Genomic DNA, 17,523 nt, shown 5'->3' on the forward strand with positions numbered 1-17,523 from the left:
CTTTAAACATACTTGAAATCGCTACGAAAATGGGCGATAAAAGTGCAACTTTACTTTGATACAGGTTTGACCAGAGAAAAAACTCAGGGCAAATCCTTGAATCAGACAAATATGCTGCGTAAACTACGCCGCAATCTGAAAAATAACGCAGTAGCGTTTAAATAAAGGAAAGAAGAATGAGCGACATCCAAGAACGCGTAAAGAAAATCATCGTTGAGCAACTAGGTGTTAAAGAAGAAGAAGTAAAATCTGAAGCGTCTTTCGTTGATGATCTAGGTGCGGACTCTCTTGATACTGTTGAGCTAGTAATGGCGCTAGAAGAAGAATTCGATACTGAGATCCCAGACGAAGAAGCTGAGAAGATCACTACAGTTCAAGCAGCTATCGATTACGTTACAGCTCACGCTGAGTAATCAACGCATTTCTTTTAAGGGCAGCATCCGCTGCCCTTAGTCTATCTGAGACCCCCATCTTTTATTCCCTTTTTGGAGGACACCGTGGCTAAACGTCGAGTCGTAGTTACTGGCTTAGGTATGCTTACGCCGCTGGGTAATGATGTAGCGTCAACCTGGCAGGGCTTATTGAATGGTCAAAGTGGCATTGGTGCTATTACCCATTTCGATACAACAGATTTTGGTACCAAATTTGCTGGTTTAATCAAAGATTTTGATGCCGAAGCATACATGGCGAAAAAAGATGCCAAGAAAATGGATTTGTTTATCCAATATGGTATCGCCGCTGGTATTCAAGCCTTAGATGATTCAGGCTTGGAAGTGACCGAAGCCAATGCCGAACGTATTGGTGTTGCTGTGGGCTCAGGGATCGGTGGTTTAACACTGATCGAAGAAAACCATGAAAAACTTTTAAATGTTGGGCCGCGTAAGTTGTCGCCATTTTATGTGCCGTCAACCATCATCAACATGATCTCAGGCCACCTTTCTATTATGAAGGGCCTGCGTGGACCGAACATTTCTATCGTTACCGCCTGTACAACCGGCCTGCACAACATCGGCCATGCTGCACGTATGATAGCTTACGGCGATGCCGATGCCATGGTTGCCGGTGGTGCTGAGAAAGCCTCTACGCCTATGGGCATGGGTGGTTTTAGTGCGGCCCGTGCATTGTCAACGCGTAACGATGATCCACAAGCTGCGTCACGCCCTTGGGATAAAGACCGTGACGGTTTTGTACTGTCTGACGGTGCCGGTGTTGTGGTACTTGAAGAGTACGAACACGCCAAAGCACGTGGCGCGAAGATTTATGCCGAGCTTGTTGGTTTTGGTATGAGTGGTGACGCTTATCATATGACGTCGCCGCCAGAAGACGGCGCCGGTGCAGCACTTGCAATGGCTAATGCTATTAAAGATGCAGGCATCAATGCTGAGCAAGTGGGTTATATCAATGCTCACGGTACGTCAACGCCAGCGGGTGATAAGGCCGAAACCAGTGCGGTTAAGAGCATCTTTGGCGCCGCTGCCGACAAAGTGATGGTAGGCTCGTCTAAGTCTATGATGGGTCACCTGTTAGGTGCTGCCGGCTCGGTAGAATCAATCATCACGGTACTGTCGCTACAAGACCAAAAAGTATCACCAACCATCAACCTGGATAACCCGGATGAAGGCTGCGATCTGGATTACATTGCCCACACTGCGCGCGATGTAAAACTAGATTATGCGCTGTGTAACTCGTTTGGTTTCGGTGGCACTAACGGCTCACTGCTATTTAAAAAGATCTAACAGTGAAATCAACTGCCTACCAGCGTAGACCAAGTTAGGACTAAGCTGGTAACATAAGCTCGGTTATGACCGAGCTTTTTTTATGACTAAAACTATTATAAATGGCCAGCCGGGGCACCTAATCGATATTAATGACCGTGGCTTAAACTACGGCGATGGCTTTTTTACTACCGCCAAAGTAGTCAACGCCAAGGTGCAACTATGGCCCTTACACCTTGCTCGTTTAAGTGAATGTGCCCGCCGTTTAGGCTTTGGGGATTTAGACTTTGCCGCCCTTGAGCAGGACGTGGCACAGCTGCTCAATACTTGCGAGGGCAGCCGCGAACACCCCCTTGAGCAGCCAGCGGTACTTAAGGTGCTCTACACCCGAGGCAGCGGTGGGCGTGGTTATGCACCGCCAAGTGATGTGCAGCCTACGCGCATACTTAGCTTGTTGCCTTATCCCGACGCCTACAAAGACATAGCGCAAAAAGGCCTGAGTCTTTCTGTGGCTAAAACTCGCTTAGCGCAACAGCCTTTATTAGCCGGTCTAAAAACCCTCAATCGTCTTGAGCAAGTCTTTATCAAGCAAGAAGCGGCGCAGAAAAACAGCGACGACTTGCTGGTGCTAGATACCACAGACAAGGTGATAGAAACCTCCAGCGCCAATCTGCTGATGTATAAGCAAGGACAGTGGTACACACCGAGCCTGGATCAGGCCGGAGTGCAGGGCGTGTATTTAGCCCATCTGCAAGAGCGTATGCCGGTGATCCGTTGTCAGCTCAATTTGGCCCAGGTATTGTCTATGGATACGGTGTTTTGTTGTAATAGCCTGATGGGCCTGGTGCCCATTACCCGCATTGCTCATCATGACTTTAATTTGGATGTCGCTCATAGCCTGCTAGTAAAACAAGGGATCAAGATATGATAAGGGTCACTGTCGGCGTTGTCTTGCTGGCGTTAGTACTTACTTCTGCGGGATATTATCAATTGCGTCAAGCCATGCAGGCACCCATTAATATTGAGCAGATGCAATTAGTTGAAATTCCAAGCGGCACTGGTTTTAACCAGTTATGTCGTCAGTGGCAGCAAAAGCAATGGGTCGAGCAGTGTTGGCCGCTGCAGGTGCTCGCCAAGCTGGATCCTACTCTGACCGATTTAAAAGCCGGCGTGTATCAGTTGGTACCGGGCACAGCCCTGGGTGCCTTTAGGCAGATAAGTCAGGGTCTGGAGCATGAATTCAGCTTCACCATTATCGAAGGCGACAACTTACGTCAGGTATTGGCACGCTTGGCCCAGTCCGAATACGTAAACACGCCGTTGCAATGGGGTGATAGCTTTAATAGTCAGCCTTTGGATGAGCGTTTCGAAGGCAAGTTGTTCCCCGATACCTATCATTACCATGCTCATGAAAATGCCGAGCAGATCCTGATGCGCGCTTACAATAAAATGGAGTCGCAGCTCGCCGAAATCTGGCAGCAACGCGACGAGAGCACGCCACTGCAAAACGCTTATGAAGCCTTGATTTTGGCGTCGATTATTGAAAAGGAAACCGGCGTGGCCGGCGAGCGTCCACTCATTGCGTCCGTGTTCGTAAATCGTTTAAACAAGGGCATGCGTTTGCAAACGGATCCCACGGTGATCTATGGGATCGGCCCCGATTTCGATGGCAATATTACCCGTGCCCACCTGCGTCAAACGACGCCGTACAATACCTATCGTATCCATGGCCTGCCGCCGACGCCTATTGCCATGCCATCTCGCAAAGCGCTTTTAGCTGCGGTGCAACCGGCACAGTCGGACTATTATTATTTCGTCGCCAAGGGCGATGGCAGCCATCAATTTTCCAAGCAACTCGCGGAACATAACCGCGCCGTGCGCCAGTATCAGTTAAGAAGAGCAAATGACAGCTAAGTTTATTGTGATTGAAGGCCTTGAAGGCAGTGGCAAGTCCACCGCCATGAAGGTCTGTGCCGAGCTATTAAAGAATGCCGGTATCGACTTTATCACCACGCGGGAGCCAGGCGGTACGCCTGTAGCCGAGCAATTGCGCAGTGTGGTAAAGGAATGTCAGGGTGAGCAAATCAGCACCCAAACCGAATTGCTGCTTATGTATGCGGCGCGCTCTCAGTTGCTGGAAAATGTGATCCGTCCGGCGTTGGCGCAAGATACCTGGGTGCTGGGGGATCGCCATGACTTATCCTCCCAGGCCTATCAGGGTGGTGGCCGCGAGGTTGACGCCGAAGTCTTGGACTTTTTGGGCCAATATGTATTAGACGGGTTGCGCCCGGATTTGACCTTGTATCTGGATATCGACCCGGCGCTGGGCCTTGAGCGTGCCCGAGGCCGTGGTGAGCTGGATCGCATTGAGCAGGAAGATCTATCGTTTTTTATCCGCACCCGAGAGCGTTATCTGGCCTTGGCTCATGCGGATGACAGCATCTATATTATCGACGCCAGTCAAAGCATGGAGCAGGTGCACCAAGCCCTTGCCGATGTGCTTGTGCCCTTTATAGCGGAGCAATAATGTATCCCTGGCTAAGCGCAGTACAGCAACAGTATGCCCAACAGCAGCAGCAAGGGCGATTGCACCATGCCCATCTGCTACATGGTTTAGAGGGCGTGGGAAAACGCGCCTTGGCCGAGCAGCTCAGTCAGGCGCTACTGTGCGAACAGCCGCTGCAGATGCAGCCCTGCGGCCAATGTAAGGGCTGTAAGCTAATCGCCGCCGGCACCCATCCGGATTTACTTATGCTCAGCGGCGAGGGCAGCAGCATAGGTGTGGATGCCATACGTGCTATCAGTGACTTTATCCAACACAGTGCCCAGCAAGGCGGCGCCAAATGCGTGATTATTCCAAATGCCCAGCGCATGACGGTAGCGGCGAGCAATGCCTTGTTGAAAACTCTGGAAGAGCCCAATAATCATTGTTATTTATGGTTATTAAGCCCGGGCACCGCCAATTTATCGGCCACCATCTTGAGTCGCTGCGCTAAGCAACAGATTGCGGTTCAGGACAATGAAGTTTTGGATACCTGGCTGCAGAACCATGCCGCGCAAGCGATACAACAGCCCTTTGCCGTACATTTTAAAACTCAGCCCTTATTGTTACGCCAATGGCAGGAAAACGATGAACTAGGGCAAATCCAAACCTTATACCAAGCGCTGTATGAACAGCAATTGGCGGGTAACGAGCAAAAGCTGGTTGATATTTTGGCGCAAAACTCACAATATATTGCTATCTTTAGGCTGTTCGTCAGCCAGTTTTTATTACATAAGTCTCAGCAGGGGTTAAGCTTTACGGCTTTTGAGCGCTGTTATAGGCAATTACAACACTTTAGTGAGCAGGTAACGCAAACTCCAGGGCTAAATATGTCCTTAGCATTGGCACAGCTGTTACGTGTATTAAAGCAAGAATTAGGATAACAAAGGAGCCGTTGTGCAAGAATTACTTGTAGAATTAGATGATCTGGATGAATTATATCGTTGTTATATGCCTTATCTAAAAACCGGTGGTTTGTTTGTACGCACCAATATGAGTTATGAAATGGGTCAGTCTTTGGCGCTGCGCGTGGGCTTACCCGACTCCCTCGAAGAAGAGGTGGTCACAGGCAAGGTGGTATGGGTGACCCCCATTGGTGCTCAGAGTTCGAACCCGCCGGGAATCGGCATTGGCTTTATAGACGACAAAGTGCATCTGCGTGATAAAATCGAAAAGATGCTTGGAACCATGTTAAACTCCGGCCATCCCACGTACACCATGTAAGGCCTTTGGCCTTACATTCATATTGCAGTAACACATGATTGTAGACTCCCACTGCCACCTGGATAGGTTGGACTTCGATAAGCTCGGCCAAGATTTGCCGAGTGTATTAGCTCAGGCACGTGCCAATGATGTTGAACACTTCTTATGTGTCAGCGTGACCTTGCAGCAGTTTCCACAAATGTTGGAAAAAATAGCCGCTTTTGATGATGTTTCCGCTTCCTGCGGGGTCCATCCTTTAGATCAAAAAGATGCCTTGGATATCGACCTGCTGCGCCGTTTGGCGGTGCATGACAAGGTGGTAGCCATAGGTGAAACCGGTCTGGATTACTACTACAGCGGCGACACCAAACAAGTGCAGCAAGACAGCTTTGTTGGTCATATTCAGGTGGCTAATGAGATTAATAAACCGCTGATCATTCATACCCGAGATGCCAAAGCAGACACCATAAACCTGATGCGTGAACATAATGCCGAGCGCTGCGGTGGGGTGCTGCATTGCTTTACCGAAGACCTGGATATGGCTAAAAAAGCCATGGATCTGGGCTTTTATATTTCCATTTCGGGTATAGTCACCTTTCGCAATGCCGAGCAATTACGGGATGTGGTCAAGCAGGTGCCTTTGGATCGCCTGCTGATTGAAACCGACTCGCCGTATTTAGCACCGGTGCCGCACCGGGGTAAAACCAATCAACCCGCCTATGTGCAGGATGTGGCCTATTTTATCGCCGACCTTAAAGGGGTGAGCTATAAAGAGCTGGCCAGTACCACAACCGATAATTTTTATCGTTTGTTTAACGGTATCAACAGGCGTTAAGGATTGATGGGGCCAATATTGTGACAGAACTTCCTCTGCTGCTGTTTGGCCCTTTGCTACGGCGCGCCGAGCCCGAACTTATTCGCCTGCAACTGGCGACCTCTAAGGCGATCAACCCAAGATTAGAGTTAAGCGGGGTTGAGCTTTATCAGCGGGTAGACATGTGCCGCCTGGGCGAGCATTTATACCTTTATAGTTTAACCTTGACGCCCGTAAGCGGCACCTTTGTAAGCGATACCGCCATCGCCTACCAGCTGTTTGATGGCCTAGAGCGTATTGATTTAAATGCGTTTTGCTACAGTGGCCAAGCCAGCCCGAGTTTATTAATACCTCAGCAATTACACTCAGTGCTGCACGGCTCTTGTCGCAATCCCCATCATTATAGTGACGATGCCCTGGTGCAGGCAGACGAATTGCTGGCACGCTCAATGGAGCAGGGCAGCGAGACTCAGCGTCCGCAGTTACTCTTGCTTTCAGGCGATCAGGTGTATGCCGATGATGTTGCCGGTCCCATGTTAATGGCGATTCATCAGTTGATTGCCAAATTGGGTATTTATACCGAATCTTCGCCACTGTTGGCTGTGAGCGAGCAGGTTGTGGATGAGCTCTATCAACGCGCCGACTTGCTGCCGAAAACCCCCTGGCAAAAACTGTCAAAGTGGCATAGCGGCTATTGGCTGCGCAAAGACGAGCCGCACTTTAGCAGCATTAAAAGTGCCAACCATTTAATCCACTTTGAAGAATTTATCGCCCTGTACTTATTGAGCTTTAGCGCTGCGTGTTGGCAATTGGTCGACTTTGCCCGTTTAGAGCTTGCCTCTGAGCACCCTCAGCATGCCCAGTTTAGCGCTGAGCGTGAGCATTTGTGCAAATTTGCCGCCAGTCAGACTCAGGTAGCGCGGCTGTTGGCCCATACCAGCACCTTGATGATCTTCGACGATCATGATGTGACCGATGACTGGAACCTGACCGCCAATTGGGAGCAGGCTGTGTACACCCATGGCGCCAGCCGCGGCATTATTTGTAACGCCATGTTGGCTTATGCTCTGTTTCAGGGCTGGGGTAATACGGATGCAAAACAGGAATGGCCATTTTTCTCCTTACTCAATAGCGCCTTGCGAGATAATCACTGGCACTTGAAGGACGTGTATAAGCCCTTACTGCATTATGATTACTGGCATTATGAGCTTCCGACAGTGCCCAAGGTGGTGGTGCTCGATACCCGCACCCATAGATGGCGTAATGAGCAGGACTTTAATGAGCCCTCGGGCTTATTGGACTGGGAGCGATTACTCGAGCTGGAGAGTGCCCTGGAAGGATGTGACAAGGTGTTGCTGGTTTCCGCCGCGCCGGTGTTTGGGGTGAAATCCATCGAGGCGATACAGGCGCTCTTTACTCTGTGCGGCAAGCCGCTGATGGTGGATTGTGAAAACTGGATGGCCCATGAGGGCTCGGCGAAAAAGTTACTGGATATCTTTAGGCGCATGGAAACCCCGGAAGAAACCATCATTCTCTCCGGCGATGTGCATTACTCCTTTTGCTTTTCAGTCAAAGCGCGCTTTGGCGAGCGTGATAACCGTATTTGGCAGCTGACCGCCAGTGGCATTAAAAATGAGTTTCCCCGCAAGCTGATCAACTTTTTGGATAAGCTTGACTCTATACTCTATTCCCCGCGCAGCCCCTTGAATATGTTTACTAAACGCTGGCAGATGAAGGTCGATAAGCACGATACCACCACGGGGCCGCAAAAACATTTGGTGAGCAAGGCGGCGATCAGCTTGATTGAGCTGGAGCAGGGCGAGCTAAGCCGCTATCGTTTGCTACACAGTGATGGCAGCTGCACCGAGTATGAACTCGATTAAGGTCCAAAAAAAGCCGCAAGAATTCCTCACAACTTATTGAAATTAAAGTTGAAAATTTAAAGGTGGTATAATACCAATTCTGTTAAGTATGTGATCAGATATAGCGCTGGATAAATGATGTGATAACAAGGCGGAATTTTTCCTATGTAGTTATTCTACATATAAAAATTCCAACACCGTTAGCACGATATTTAGCCCGCTAGAATGATTAGCTATTTAAGTGAATTGGTATAAAAAACGCCCAGGACGAATCCGCATTGTCCTGGGCCTAGGGGAATGGCTCTTGATGAGCCGTGCGCTAACTAAATAAACTGTTCACATTCGTACGGGAGAAGAGAAAGTCTTCTTAATTGTAGTTAACGCGCTGCAAAAAGTGAAATAAATGAACAAGATTAAAGTGCATTTAAAACAGTATGTTACTGGCCTGTGTGAAAAACTGTAAAAATAACAGGTGTTTTTTATACGGTTTATACCCAAGTTATTCCCAAGTTATTAACCGACCATCCAGCACCAGATCCCGAGCCAGGGAGTTTTTTATTTTATTCTTCTGCCACTTACCAAGACCGACACTAGCTCCATTTAAGCGGATGATCGCTTCACCTTGAGCCGAACTTGGCTCGCTTAGGCGCACATCTTTGCCGTTAAAGTAATCGGCGCCTTGCTCGGCGGTTAATTCAAGGGTGTTTTTGCTCGCCAGTTTACCTAAGCAGCTGCCAAACTCATGTTCAAGTCGCACGCCATTTTTGTGTGTGGTGCCGATCAGGATACCTATGCGGGAATATTTTACCGTTTCTAATAAGCGCTCATTTTCTACATCCGGAAACAGCCAGACTTCTTTATCGCGGCTATGGACTGTGCCGGGCAAGGCGGTAATGCCAAATTGTTTTTTCAGGTACTGCATAAATTCTTGCAGTTGTTTCGCTGGCATTGGCGTAAAAGGAAAAGCGCCTTTTTTACGCTTTGGCTCGCTCACCGCTTTGGCGCCGGTTTTCTTAAACTTGGCAATAAAGAAACCTTCGCTGTCGAACAGCTGAGGCCAGATATGCAAATAGCCTTCTTGTGTTGCCGCTTTTTCGGCACCGATAAACAAATCATTCAGCGGCTCTACTGCCATTAAGCCATCAAACTCATCGAGCAGGTACTGGCACACCGCCTGATTTTCTACCGGAGTCAAGGTACAGGTGGAATAAACCAAGGTGCCGCCAACCTTAAGGGCATGGAAAGCACTTTTGATCAGCGATTTTTGTACCTCGGCGATATCTATATTCGATTGCAGCGACCAGTTTTTTAACGCATCGGCATCTTTACGCACCGTGCCTTCGCCAGAGCAAGGGGCATCCAATAAAATGGCATCGAACATCTCTGGCATATAATCGCCAAACACGGCGCCATCAAAATGGGTCAGGCCAACATTATGGGCACCGACGCGCTTTAGGGTGGCGCTCAGTGCCTTTAAACGTGACGAGGAATATTCGTTGGCAACCAAGAAACCTTCATTATTAAGCATGGCGACCAGTTGCGAGGTTTTGCTGCCCGGGGCCGCAGCCATATCCAGTACCGTGTGGGCATTGTCTAAGGCATCTTTAAGTGCTGTAGGTGGCAGCATAGAGCTGGCCTCTTGCACATAGATGCAGCCACTTAAGTGCAAATCGGTTCTGCCCAAGGGCAGGGCCTCTTCTTCCTGCTCGGGGCGCTCTAACCAATAACCCTCTTCACACCAGGGCACCTGGGTGATTTGCCAGTTGCGCTCACTACATACTTGCTCAAACTCCGCGGTCGACATCTTTAGCGTATTAACCCGTACCGCGCGTTTTAGCGGTGTTTGGCAGGCGTTAATAAAGTCTTCTAGTTCAAGGTGTTCGGGCAAATAGCTTTTAACGTCTTCAATAAAAGCATCAGGGATATAGGTATTGATGTTCATAGATAGGGGTAATGACGGGCAAATAATCTGGTCATAGTGTATCGCATCGTTATTGTTAATGCCGAGGTTTTTAAAGTGTCGACACATCTGTTCGTAATTTACACAAATGGTTAGTTTGAATCGATATAAATAGGATTTATGTCGACAATATAAGGTGGGTACGGTTGACAATATCCCCAAGCTCTCCCATAGTAGGTGCCAAGATTGTCGACAATTTGAGAAAGGCGTGATTAATCAATCCGTGACCAATGAATCAGCGGCCAATGAATCAATAGAGCCGCAAAACCAGGTGACAACCGCAGTAGATCAAGTCTTTGTGGAGCTACGCCGCGCTATTGTCGAGGGAGATGTAGCGCAGGGGTCGAAAATCTCCGAGCCCGAATTGGCAAAACGTTACGGTGTATCGCGGGCAACTTTGCGCGATGCCCTAAACCGTTTAGAAGCGTGCAACCTAGTTGAGCGCAAAGCCAATGTAGGTTGTCGCGTGGTGGCCTTGACGCCGGAGCGCCTTATCGAGGTGTATCAGGTGCGTGCTTCCCTCGAAGGTTTGGCCTGTCGGCTTGCCGCAGAGAATATGACCGACGAGGAAATAGCCAATATTAAAGCCTTGTTAAACAAGCACCTTAATGAGCAAAGAGTGAAAGAAGGGGAGTCTTATTACCAAGAGGCCGGCGATCTGGATTTTCACTATCGCATTATTAAGGGGTCGAAAAACGAGCACCTATTTAATTTGCTAATTCACGATTTATACCAGCTTATTCGTATGTACCGAGTGCAAATGGGGATGACGGGCCCTCGGGTTTCTAAAGCGTTCGATGAGCATTTGGCGATTATTAATGCTATTGAAAATCGTGATGGTGAATTGGCTGAAATGTTGATGAAGCGACATATCGGCTATTCAATGAATAACATAGAAAACAAATTTAACGCGGCGCAATAACCGCAACCGTTTAAAGAGCAGGAGTTTACAATGTCCGCAGGAAAAAAATTTAGAGACGCATTAACAGCCAATCAGCCATTGCAGATTGTCGGCACCATCAATGCTTACTGTGCCATGATGGCCAAACAACTAGGCCACCAGGCCATTTACCTATCCGGTGGTGGCGTGGCCAACGCTTCATACGGCCTGCCTGACTTAGGCATGACCTCATTGAACGATGTGATTGCCGATGTACAGCGTATTACCTCAGCCTGCGACTTACCGCTAATGGTGGATATTGACACGGGTTGGGGCGGCGCATTTAATATTGCCAAGACCATCCGCGATATGGAAAAAGCCGGTGCCGCTGCGGTACATATTGAAGATCAGGTGGCGCAAAAGCGTTGTGGTCACCGTCCAAATAAAGAAATCGTTCCCGTTGAAGAAATGGTCGACCGTATTAAAGCGGCGGTGGATGCCCGTACTGATCCAGACTTCTTCATCATGGCCCGTACCGACTCATTTGCCCAAGAAGGCTTAGAAGCCGCTATTGAACGTGCCAAGGCTTATGTGGCCGCCGGTGCCGACGGTATCTTTGCCGAAGCGGTACAAACCGAAGAGCATTACCGCGCCTTTGCCGACGCTTTAGACGTACCAATCCTTGCGAACATCACAGAGTTCGGTAAAACCGAGCTGTGGAACTGCAAAGAGCTAGGCGACTGGGGTGTGGACATGGTGCTTTACCCATTGTCGGCATTTCGTGCCATGAACAAGGCGGCAGAAAACGTATATAAATCGATTCTAGCGAACGGCGATCAAAAAGCCGTAATAGACACCATGCAAACTCGTATGGAGCTATACGATTATCTTGGCTATCACGAATACGAACAAAAACTCGATGCCCTTTTTGCCGAAGGCAAGAATAAGTAACCGAGTTTCAACAGGAAAAATTCAGGAGAATTATTATGGTAGATAAAGCATTAGGTGGCGCGGGTCTGCGCGGTCAAGAAGCGGGTCAAACAGCCCTTTGTACAGTAGGTAAAACAGGTTCGGGTCTAACCTATTGTGGTTATGATATCAGCGAGCTGGCGGATAAAGTACAGTTCGAAGAAGTGGCCTTTTTACTTTCGCGCGGTGAGCTACCAACTGCGGGTGAGCTAATTGAATACAAAGCCAAGCTTAAATCACTGCGCGGCCTACCGGCGGCACTTAAAACCGTGCTTGAAGCCATTCCAAAAGATGCGCACCCAATGGATGTAATGCGTACCGGTTGCTCTATGTTGGGTAACTTGGAAATGGAAGCCGATTTCGACCAGGCCAATGACGCCATCGACCGCATGGTTGCTATTTTCCCAAGCATCATCTGTTACTGGTATCGCTTTAGTCATGATGGCGTGCGCATTGACGTTGAAACCGATGATGACTCAGTAGGCGCTCACTTCCTGCATCTGTTACACGACAAAGCGCCATCGCAGTTGTTTGCCGATGTGATGAATGTGTCTTTGATCCTCTATGCCGAGCACGAGTTTAACGCTTCAACCTTCACCGCTCGCGTATGTGCTTCAACCCTATCTGACATTCATTCATGTGTAACCGGTGCTATCGGTTCACTGCGTGGTCCATTGCACGGTGGTGCTAACGAAGCGGCCATGGAACTGATTGAGCGTTTCAGCAATGCCGATGAAGCCGAGCAGGAGCTGATGGGCATGCTTGAGCGCAAAGAGAAGATCATGGGCTTCGGTCATGCGATTTACCGCGAAAGCGATCCGCGTAATGTGATCATCAAAAAATGGTCAGAGCGTTTGGCCCAAGAGGTAGGCGATGATGTGCTTTACCCTGTGTCTGTACGTTGTGAAGAAGTGATGTGGCGCGAGAAGAAGCTATTCTGTAATGCCGATTTCTTCCACGCGTCGGCCTATCATTTTATGGGAATTCCAACCAAATTGTTTACGCCTATCTTTGTAATGAGTCGCGTAACGGGCTGGACTGCACACGTAAAAGAGCAACGTGCTAACAACCGTATTATCCGCCCAAGTGCGGGTTATATCGGTCCAGAAGCGCGTCCTGTACCTGAGCTAAGCGAGCGCTAAGCCACGGCTTAGCCACCTTGCCTGTCGGTGCGGCACATTCGTTGGCGCACCACATCCATTGCAATGTAGAGATGATTATGAATACCCAATACCGTAAGACGCTGCCGGGCTCAGAGCTGGTTTATTACGATACCCGAGCGGCCGTTGATGCAATCGAACCTGGCGCCTACGATGGCTTGCCTTATACCTCTAAAGTGCTTGCCGAAAACTTGGTTCGCCGTTGTAACCCAGACGATTTAACGCAAAGCCTTGAGCAGCTTATTTATCGCAAGCGCGAGCATGATTTCCCTTGGTTTCCAGCGCGCGTGGTGTGCCACGATATCCTAGGTCAAACGGCGCTGGTGGACCTTGCCGGTCTGCGTGATGCCATTGCTGCCAAAGGCGGCGATCCGGCCAAGGTAAACCCTGTGGTGCCAACCCAATTGATCGTTGACCACTCGTTGGCGGTCGAAGCACCGGGCTTTGACCCAGACGCGTTCGAGAAGAACCGTGCCATTGAAGACCGTCGTAACGAAGACAGATTTCACTTTATTAACTGGACCAAAACCGCGTTTAAAAACGTTGATGTGATCCCGCCGGGTAATGGCATCATGCACCAGATAAACCTGGAGAAGATGTCGCCGGTGATCCAGGTACGTGATGGCGTGGCCTTCCCGGATACCCTAGTAGGTACCGACAGCCATACCCCGCATGTTGATGCGCTGGGCGTAATCGCCGTGGGTGTGGGTGGTCTTGAAGCCGAAAGCGTGATGCTGGGGCGTGCCTCTTATATGCGCCTGCCGGATATTATCGGTGTTGAGCTAACGGGTAAGCCGCAGCCGGGCATTACAGCCACAGATATCGTACTGGCGTTGACCGAATTCCTGCGTAAAGAACGTGTGGTTTCCAGCTACCTTGAGTTCTTCGGTGAGGGTGCCTCGCATCTGACTCTGGGCGATCGTGCCACCATCTCGAATATGACACCGGAATACGGTGCCACGGCGGCCATGTTCTATATCGATGAGCAAACCATCGACTATTTGAAACTGACGGGTCGTGAAGACGAGCAGGTGAAGCTGGTTGAGCAATATGCCAAAGAGACTGGCCTGTGGGCCGATGCCATGACGGGTGCGAAATACGAGCGCGTATTAAGCTTTGATCTGTCATCTGTGGGTCGTAACCTGGCCGGTCCATCAAACCCGCATGCCCGTTTAGCAACCGCGGACTTGCAAGCCCGCGGTATCGCGAAATCTATTGAGCAAGAAGAAGGTCTGATGCCGGATGGCGCGGTTATTATTGCCGCTATCACCAGCTGTACCAATACCTCTAACCCGCGTAACGTGATTGCCGCAGCCTTGTTAGCCCGTAACGCCAACAAGTTTGGCTTAGTGCGCAAGCCTTGGGTGAAAACTTCGCTGGCGCCGGGTTCTAAAGCGGTGAAACTCTATTTAGAAGAAGCGAACCTTCTTCCTGAGCTGGAAGCCCTGGGCTTTGGTGTGGTGGGTTTTGCCTGTACCTCATGTAACGGCATGAGTGGCGCGTTAGACCCGAAAATCCAGCAAGAGGTGATCGAGCGCGACCTTTATGCGACTGCGGTACTCTCTGGTAACCGTAACTTTGACGGCCGTATCCACCCCTATGCTAAACAGGCATTCCTGGCCTCACCGCCATTGGTTGTGGCTTATGCTATCGCGGGTACTATTCGTTTCGATATTGAAAAAGATGCCCTGGGCTATGATAAGCAAGGTCAGCCTATTACCCTGAAGGATCTATGGCCAAGCGACGAAGAAATCGATGCGGTCATCGCCAAGAGCGTGAAGCCAGAGCACTTCCGTCAGGTGTACGAACCCATGTTCGATTTAGACGTGGATTACGGAGAAAAGAACAACCCATTGTACGACTGGCGCGAAATGAGCACCTATATTCGTCGTCCTCCTTATTGGGAAGGGGCGCTTGCGGCACCGCGCACCATGAAAGACATGCGCCCACTGGCGGTGCTGGGTGACAACATCACCACCGACCACCTGTCGCCGTCGAATGCCATTCTGGCCAGCAGTGCGGCCGGTGAGTACCTAGCGAAAATGGGTCTGCCTGAAGAAGACTTTAACTCGTACGCCACGCACCGTGGCGACCACTTAACGGCGCAACGCGCCACCTTCGCAAACCCGAAGCTGTTTAATGAAATGGTGCGCGATGAAAACGGTGAGGTGAAGCAGGGCTCATTGGCGCGTATTGAGCCAGAAGGTCAGGTAACCCGTATGTGGGAAGCCATTGAAACCTATATGGAGCGTAAGCAACCGCTGTGTATCGTTGCCGGTGCCGACTATGGTCAAGGCTCAAGCCGTGACTGGGCAGCCAAAGGCGTTCGCCTTGCGGGTGTGGAAGTGATCATCGCCGAAGGTTTCGAGCGTATTCACCGTACCAACCTGATTGGTATGGGTGTCTTGCCACTTGAATTTAAAGCGGGTGAAAACCGTAAGACCTTTAACCTTGATGGCAGCGAAACTTACACTGTGTTAGGTGAGCCTGCACCGGGTGCGGATATGCAAGTGCAGATCACCCGCGCCAATGGTGAGCAGCTGACTATTACCACTAAATGTCGCCTTGATACCCAAGAGGAATTGTCTATCTACAGTGCAGGCGGTGTGTTACAGCGCTTTGCTCAGGACTTCCTTGAAGGCTCAGTATAAATTGTAAAAGGTGGGCTCCCATTAGTCATGGGCGCTCACTTTTTTTGAGGTTAATAATGACACAACAGCTAAAAATACCAGCAACCTATATGCGCGGCGGCACCAGTAAAGGGGTGTTCTTTGCGCTGCATGACTTGCCGGAGTCAGCACAACAGCCGGGCGCCTATCGCGATGCCTTGCTTTTGCGCGTTATCGGCAGCCCGGATCCCTACGGCAAGCATACCGATGGCATGGGCGGGGCGACATCCAGTACCAGTAAAACGGTGATCTTATCGAAAAGCGATAAAGCGGATCATGATGTTGATTACCTGTTTGGCCAGGTCGCTATCGACAAGCCCTTTATTGATTGGAGTGGCAACTGTGGCAACCTAACCGCCGCGGTGGGTGCCTTTGCCATTAATAACGACTTGGTGGATGCGTCACGCATTTGTGAAAATGGCATAACCCAAGTGCGTATCTGGCAGGCCAATATTCATAAAACCATCATTGCTCATGTGCCTATGCGCGATGGCATGGTACAAGAGCTGGGTGACTTTGAACTCGATGGCGTGACCTTTCCCGCTGCCGAGGTGAAGGTCGATTTCCTATCGCCTGTCGGTGATGGTGCAGTACTGCCAACGGGTAACCTGGTTGATACTCTTGTGGTGCCGGGCGAGGGCGAGCTACAGGCAAGTTTTATCAATGCCGGTATCCCTACTATTTTCGTGAATGCCAGCGAGCTGGGTTACACAGGAGCCGAGTTGCAGGACGATATCAATAATGATGAGCAGGCCCTAGCACGCTTTGAACGTATTCGTGCTTATGGTGCGGTGCAAATGGGGCTGATCAGCGATATTGAAGAGGCGAAAACGCGCCAGCATACGCCAAAAATCGCCATGGTGGCACCAGCAAGCAGCTATGTGGCATCCAGTGGTAAGCGCATTGATGCGGCAGATATAGATGTACAGGTTCGCGCTTTGTCCATGGGCAAGCTGCACCATGCCATGATGGGTACGGCCGCCGTTGCTATAGCGACAGCTGCTGCTATCGAAGGCACCTTGGTGAACCTGGCTGCAGGTGGTGTGGCACGCCAGTCGCTGACCTTTGGTCATCCTTCGGGCACGCTGCAAGTGGGTGCAGCGGTAAATATGCTTGATGGTCAGGCTGATGTGCACAGTGTTAGTATGAGCCGTAGTGCCCGACGTTTAATGGAAGGCTGGGTACGTGTGCCAGAGCCTGAATTAGACTAAACAAAGCACAAGACATAAAAAAAGCCGTTAATAGCGGCTTTCTTCATTAAATCAGAAGTTAAATTATACCAATTCTGTTAAGTATGTGATCACAGTGAGCATGATATCTAGCCCGCTAGAATGATTAGCTATTTAAGTGAATTGGTATTACACAACACCGCGCGGTAGGCGACAGTCGTGGTCTTTCTCTGCAAGCTCTTTAATCCAAAATTCTTCGGCAGTGAAACCATCTTTGTTTTCACTCACAACAGTAAAGGCAGCTTTTTTCTCAGTTGCTTTTGCCGCAGGAGCCGCTTTTTTGCTTGCTTTAGCAGGAGCCTTTTCTTCTGTTTTAGCGACTGTTTCTGTTTTACCAGCAGTAAGCTCTTCAGTAAGTTCAGCTACCTCAGCAAGGCGCATGTTTTTGCCGCCGTCTATGCTGTACCAGCCAGGTTTGGTGGTGATTTCTGGCTTTTTGCCATTCGCAGCTTCGTACGCAGCTTCAAAAGCAGCTAACACTTCTGTTTTGTCTAGTTTACTCATCAAAAGATCCTAGTCG

The 17,523-nt window shown here is 49.8% G+C and carries 16 protein-coding genes; 14 read left to right on the forward strand and 2 right to left on the reverse strand.

Translation table 11 applies throughout. From position 1 onward, the window contains the following. The first annotated feature begins 176 nt into the window (after positions 1-176). The 9 genes from acpP (at position 177) to WCN91_RS04645 (ending at position 8,157) form a co-directional block, all read left to right on the forward strand. The gene (gene acpP, locus WCN91_RS04605) at positions 177-413 is read left to right on the forward strand and encodes an acyl carrier protein (RefSeq protein ID WP_010374019.1); all 237 of its coding nucleotides are present in this window, start codon (positions 177-179) and stop codon (positions 411-413) included. 84 nt (positions 414-497) lie between these two features. Next, positions 498-1,736 (forward strand): beta-ketoacyl-ACP synthase II, encoded by a 1,239-nt coding sequence (gene fabF, locus WCN91_RS04610; RefSeq protein ID WP_342676742.1) that lies wholly within the window; start codon positions 498-500, stop codon positions 1,734-1,736. 82 nt (positions 1,737-1,818) lie between these two features. Next, positions 1,819-2,643 (forward strand): aminodeoxychorismate lyase, encoded by an 825-nt coding sequence (gene pabC / locus WCN91_RS04615; protein WP_342676745.1) that lies wholly within the window; start codon positions 1,819-1,821, stop codon positions 2,641-2,643. After that, positions 2,640-3,629, forward strand: coding sequence for an endolytic transglycosylase MltG (gene mltG / locus WCN91_RS04620; RefSeq protein WP_342676748.1), 990 nt, complete (start codon positions 2,640-2,642; stop codon positions 3,627-3,629). The genes pabC and mltG overlap by 4 nt, the downstream gene beginning before the upstream one ends. After that, positions 3,619-4,242: a dTMP kinase gene (gene tmk, locus WCN91_RS04625; protein ID WP_342676750.1), complete on the forward strand. Its 624-nt coding sequence runs from the start codon at positions 3,619-3,621 to the stop codon at positions 4,240-4,242. The genes mltG and tmk overlap by 11 nt, the downstream gene beginning before the upstream one ends. Next, entirely contained in the window at positions 4,242-5,141 is a 900-nt protein-coding gene (holB, locus tag WCN91_RS04630; protein WP_342676752.1) for a DNA polymerase III subunit delta', read from the forward strand. The genes tmk and holB overlap by 1 nt, the downstream gene beginning before the upstream one ends. A gap of 13 nt (positions 5,142-5,154) precedes the next feature. After that, positions 5,155-5,481 carry a PilZ domain-containing protein gene (locus tag WCN91_RS04635; protein ID WP_342676754.1) on the forward strand — a complete coding sequence of 109 codons (327 nt, stop codon included), beginning with the start codon at positions 5,155-5,157 and terminating at the stop codon, positions 5,479-5,481. Positions 5,482-5,515: 34 nt separating this feature from the next. Continuing rightward, a complete protein-coding gene (locus WCN91_RS04640; RefSeq protein ID WP_342676756.1) occupies positions 5,516-6,295 on the forward strand; it encodes a TatD family hydrolase in 780 nt (259 codons plus the stop codon). Between the two features lie 20 nt (positions 6,296-6,315). Next, on the forward strand, positions 6,316-8,157 hold the full coding sequence (locus tag WCN91_RS04645) for an alkaline phosphatase D family protein (RefSeq protein WP_342676758.1): 1,842 nt from the start codon (positions 6,316-6,318) through the stop codon (positions 8,155-8,157). A 478-nt stretch (positions 8,158-8,635) separates the two neighbouring features. Here WCN91_RS04645 and rsmF read toward each other — a convergent pair whose 3' ends face one another. Beyond that, entirely contained in the window at positions 8,636-10,078 is a 1,443-nt protein-coding gene (rsmF, locus tag WCN91_RS04650) for a 16S rRNA (cytosine(1407)-C(5))-methyltransferase RsmF (protein ID WP_342676760.1), read from the reverse strand. 229 nt (positions 10,079-10,307) lie between these two features. On the opposite strand from rsmF, the gene WCN91_RS04655 reads away from it, so the two are divergent. The 5 genes from WCN91_RS04655 to prpF all read left to right on the forward strand — a co-directional run bounded on the left by WCN91_RS04655 (position 10,308) and on the right by prpF (position 16,985). Beyond that, positions 10,308-11,018: a GntR family transcriptional regulator gene (locus WCN91_RS04655; protein ID WP_342676825.1), complete on the forward strand. Its 711-nt coding sequence runs from the start codon at positions 10,308-10,310 to the stop codon at positions 11,016-11,018. Positions 11,019-11,048: 30 nt separating this feature from the next. Continuing rightward, positions 11,049-11,927 (forward strand): methylisocitrate lyase, encoded by an 879-nt coding sequence (prpB, locus tag WCN91_RS04660; protein ID WP_342676762.1) that lies wholly within the window; start codon positions 11,049-11,051, stop codon positions 11,925-11,927. A gap of 35 nt (positions 11,928-11,962) precedes the next feature. Then, positions 11,963-13,087, forward strand: a complete 1,125-nt coding sequence (gene prpC / locus WCN91_RS04665; RefSeq protein ID WP_342676764.1) for a bifunctional 2-methylcitrate synthase/citrate synthase — start codon at positions 11,963-11,965, stop codon at positions 13,085-13,087. 77 nt (positions 13,088-13,164) lie between these two features. Next, positions 13,165-15,756 carry a Fe/S-dependent 2-methylisocitrate dehydratase AcnD gene (gene acnD, locus WCN91_RS04670; RefSeq protein WP_342676766.1) on the forward strand — a complete coding sequence of 864 codons (2,592 nt, stop codon included), beginning with the start codon at positions 13,165-13,167 and terminating at the stop codon, positions 15,754-15,756. Between the two features lie 56 nt (positions 15,757-15,812). Continuing rightward, positions 15,813-16,985, forward strand: coding sequence for a 2-methylaconitate cis-trans isomerase PrpF (gene prpF / locus WCN91_RS04675; RefSeq protein WP_342676768.1), 1,173 nt, complete (start codon positions 15,813-15,815; stop codon positions 16,983-16,985). Positions 16,986-17,132: 147 nt separating this feature from the next. Here the strand turns inward: prpF and WCN91_RS04680 are convergent, their stop codons facing one another. Next, positions 17,133-17,507, reverse strand: coding sequence for a hypothetical protein (locus tag WCN91_RS04680; protein ID WP_342676770.1), 375 nt, complete (start codon positions 17,505-17,507; stop codon positions 17,133-17,135). Positions 17,508-17,523: the final 16 nt, after the last annotated feature.

Source organism: Pseudoalteromonas qingdaonensis, assembly GCF_038739665.1.
Classification (GTDB): domain Bacteria; phylum Pseudomonadota; class Gammaproteobacteria; order Enterobacterales; family Alteromonadaceae; genus Pseudoalteromonas; species Pseudoalteromonas qingdaonensis.

Bases quoted from the DNA above. Each gene is read 5' to 3' on its own strand.
- acpP (WP_010374019.1), top strand. From the start codon at position 177: ATGAGCGACATCCAAGAACGCGTAAAGAAAATCATCGTTGAGCAACTA.
- pabC (WP_342676745.1), top strand. From the start codon at position 1,819: ATGACTAAAACTATTATAAATGGCCAGCCGGGGCACCTAATCGATATT.
- mltG (WP_342676748.1), top strand. From the start codon at position 2,640: ATGATAAGGGTCACTGTCGGCGTTGTCTTGCTGGCGTTAGTACTTACT.
- tmk (WP_342676750.1), top strand. From the start codon at position 3,619: ATGACAGCTAAGTTTATTGTGATTGAAGGCCTTGAAGGCAGTGGCAAG.
- holB (WP_342676752.1), top strand. From the start codon at position 4,242: ATGTATCCCTGGCTAAGCGCAGTACAGCAACAGTATGCCCAACAGCAG.
- WCN91_RS04640 (WP_342676756.1), top strand. From the start codon at position 5,516: ATGATTGTAGACTCCCACTGCCACCTGGATAGGTTGGACTTCGATAAG.
- rsmF (WP_342676760.1), bottom strand. From the start codon at position 10,078: ATGAACATCAATACCTATATCCCTGATGCTTTTATTGAAGACGTTAAA.
- prpB (WP_342676762.1), top strand. From the start codon at position 11,049: ATGTCCGCAGGAAAAAAATTTAGAGACGCATTAACAGCCAATCAGCCA.
- prpC (WP_342676764.1), top strand. From the start codon at position 11,963: ATGGTAGATAAAGCATTAGGTGGCGCGGGTCTGCGCGGTCAAGAAGCG.
- acnD (WP_342676766.1), top strand. From the start codon at position 13,165: ATGAATACCCAATACCGTAAGACGCTGCCGGGCTCAGAGCTGGTTTAT.
- prpF (WP_342676768.1), top strand. From the start codon at position 15,813: ATGACACAACAGCTAAAAATACCAGCAACCTATATGCGCGGCGGCACC.
- WCN91_RS04680 (WP_342676770.1), bottom strand. From the start codon at position 17,507: ATGAGTAAACTAGACAAAACAGAAGTGTTAGCTGCTTTTGAAGCTGCG.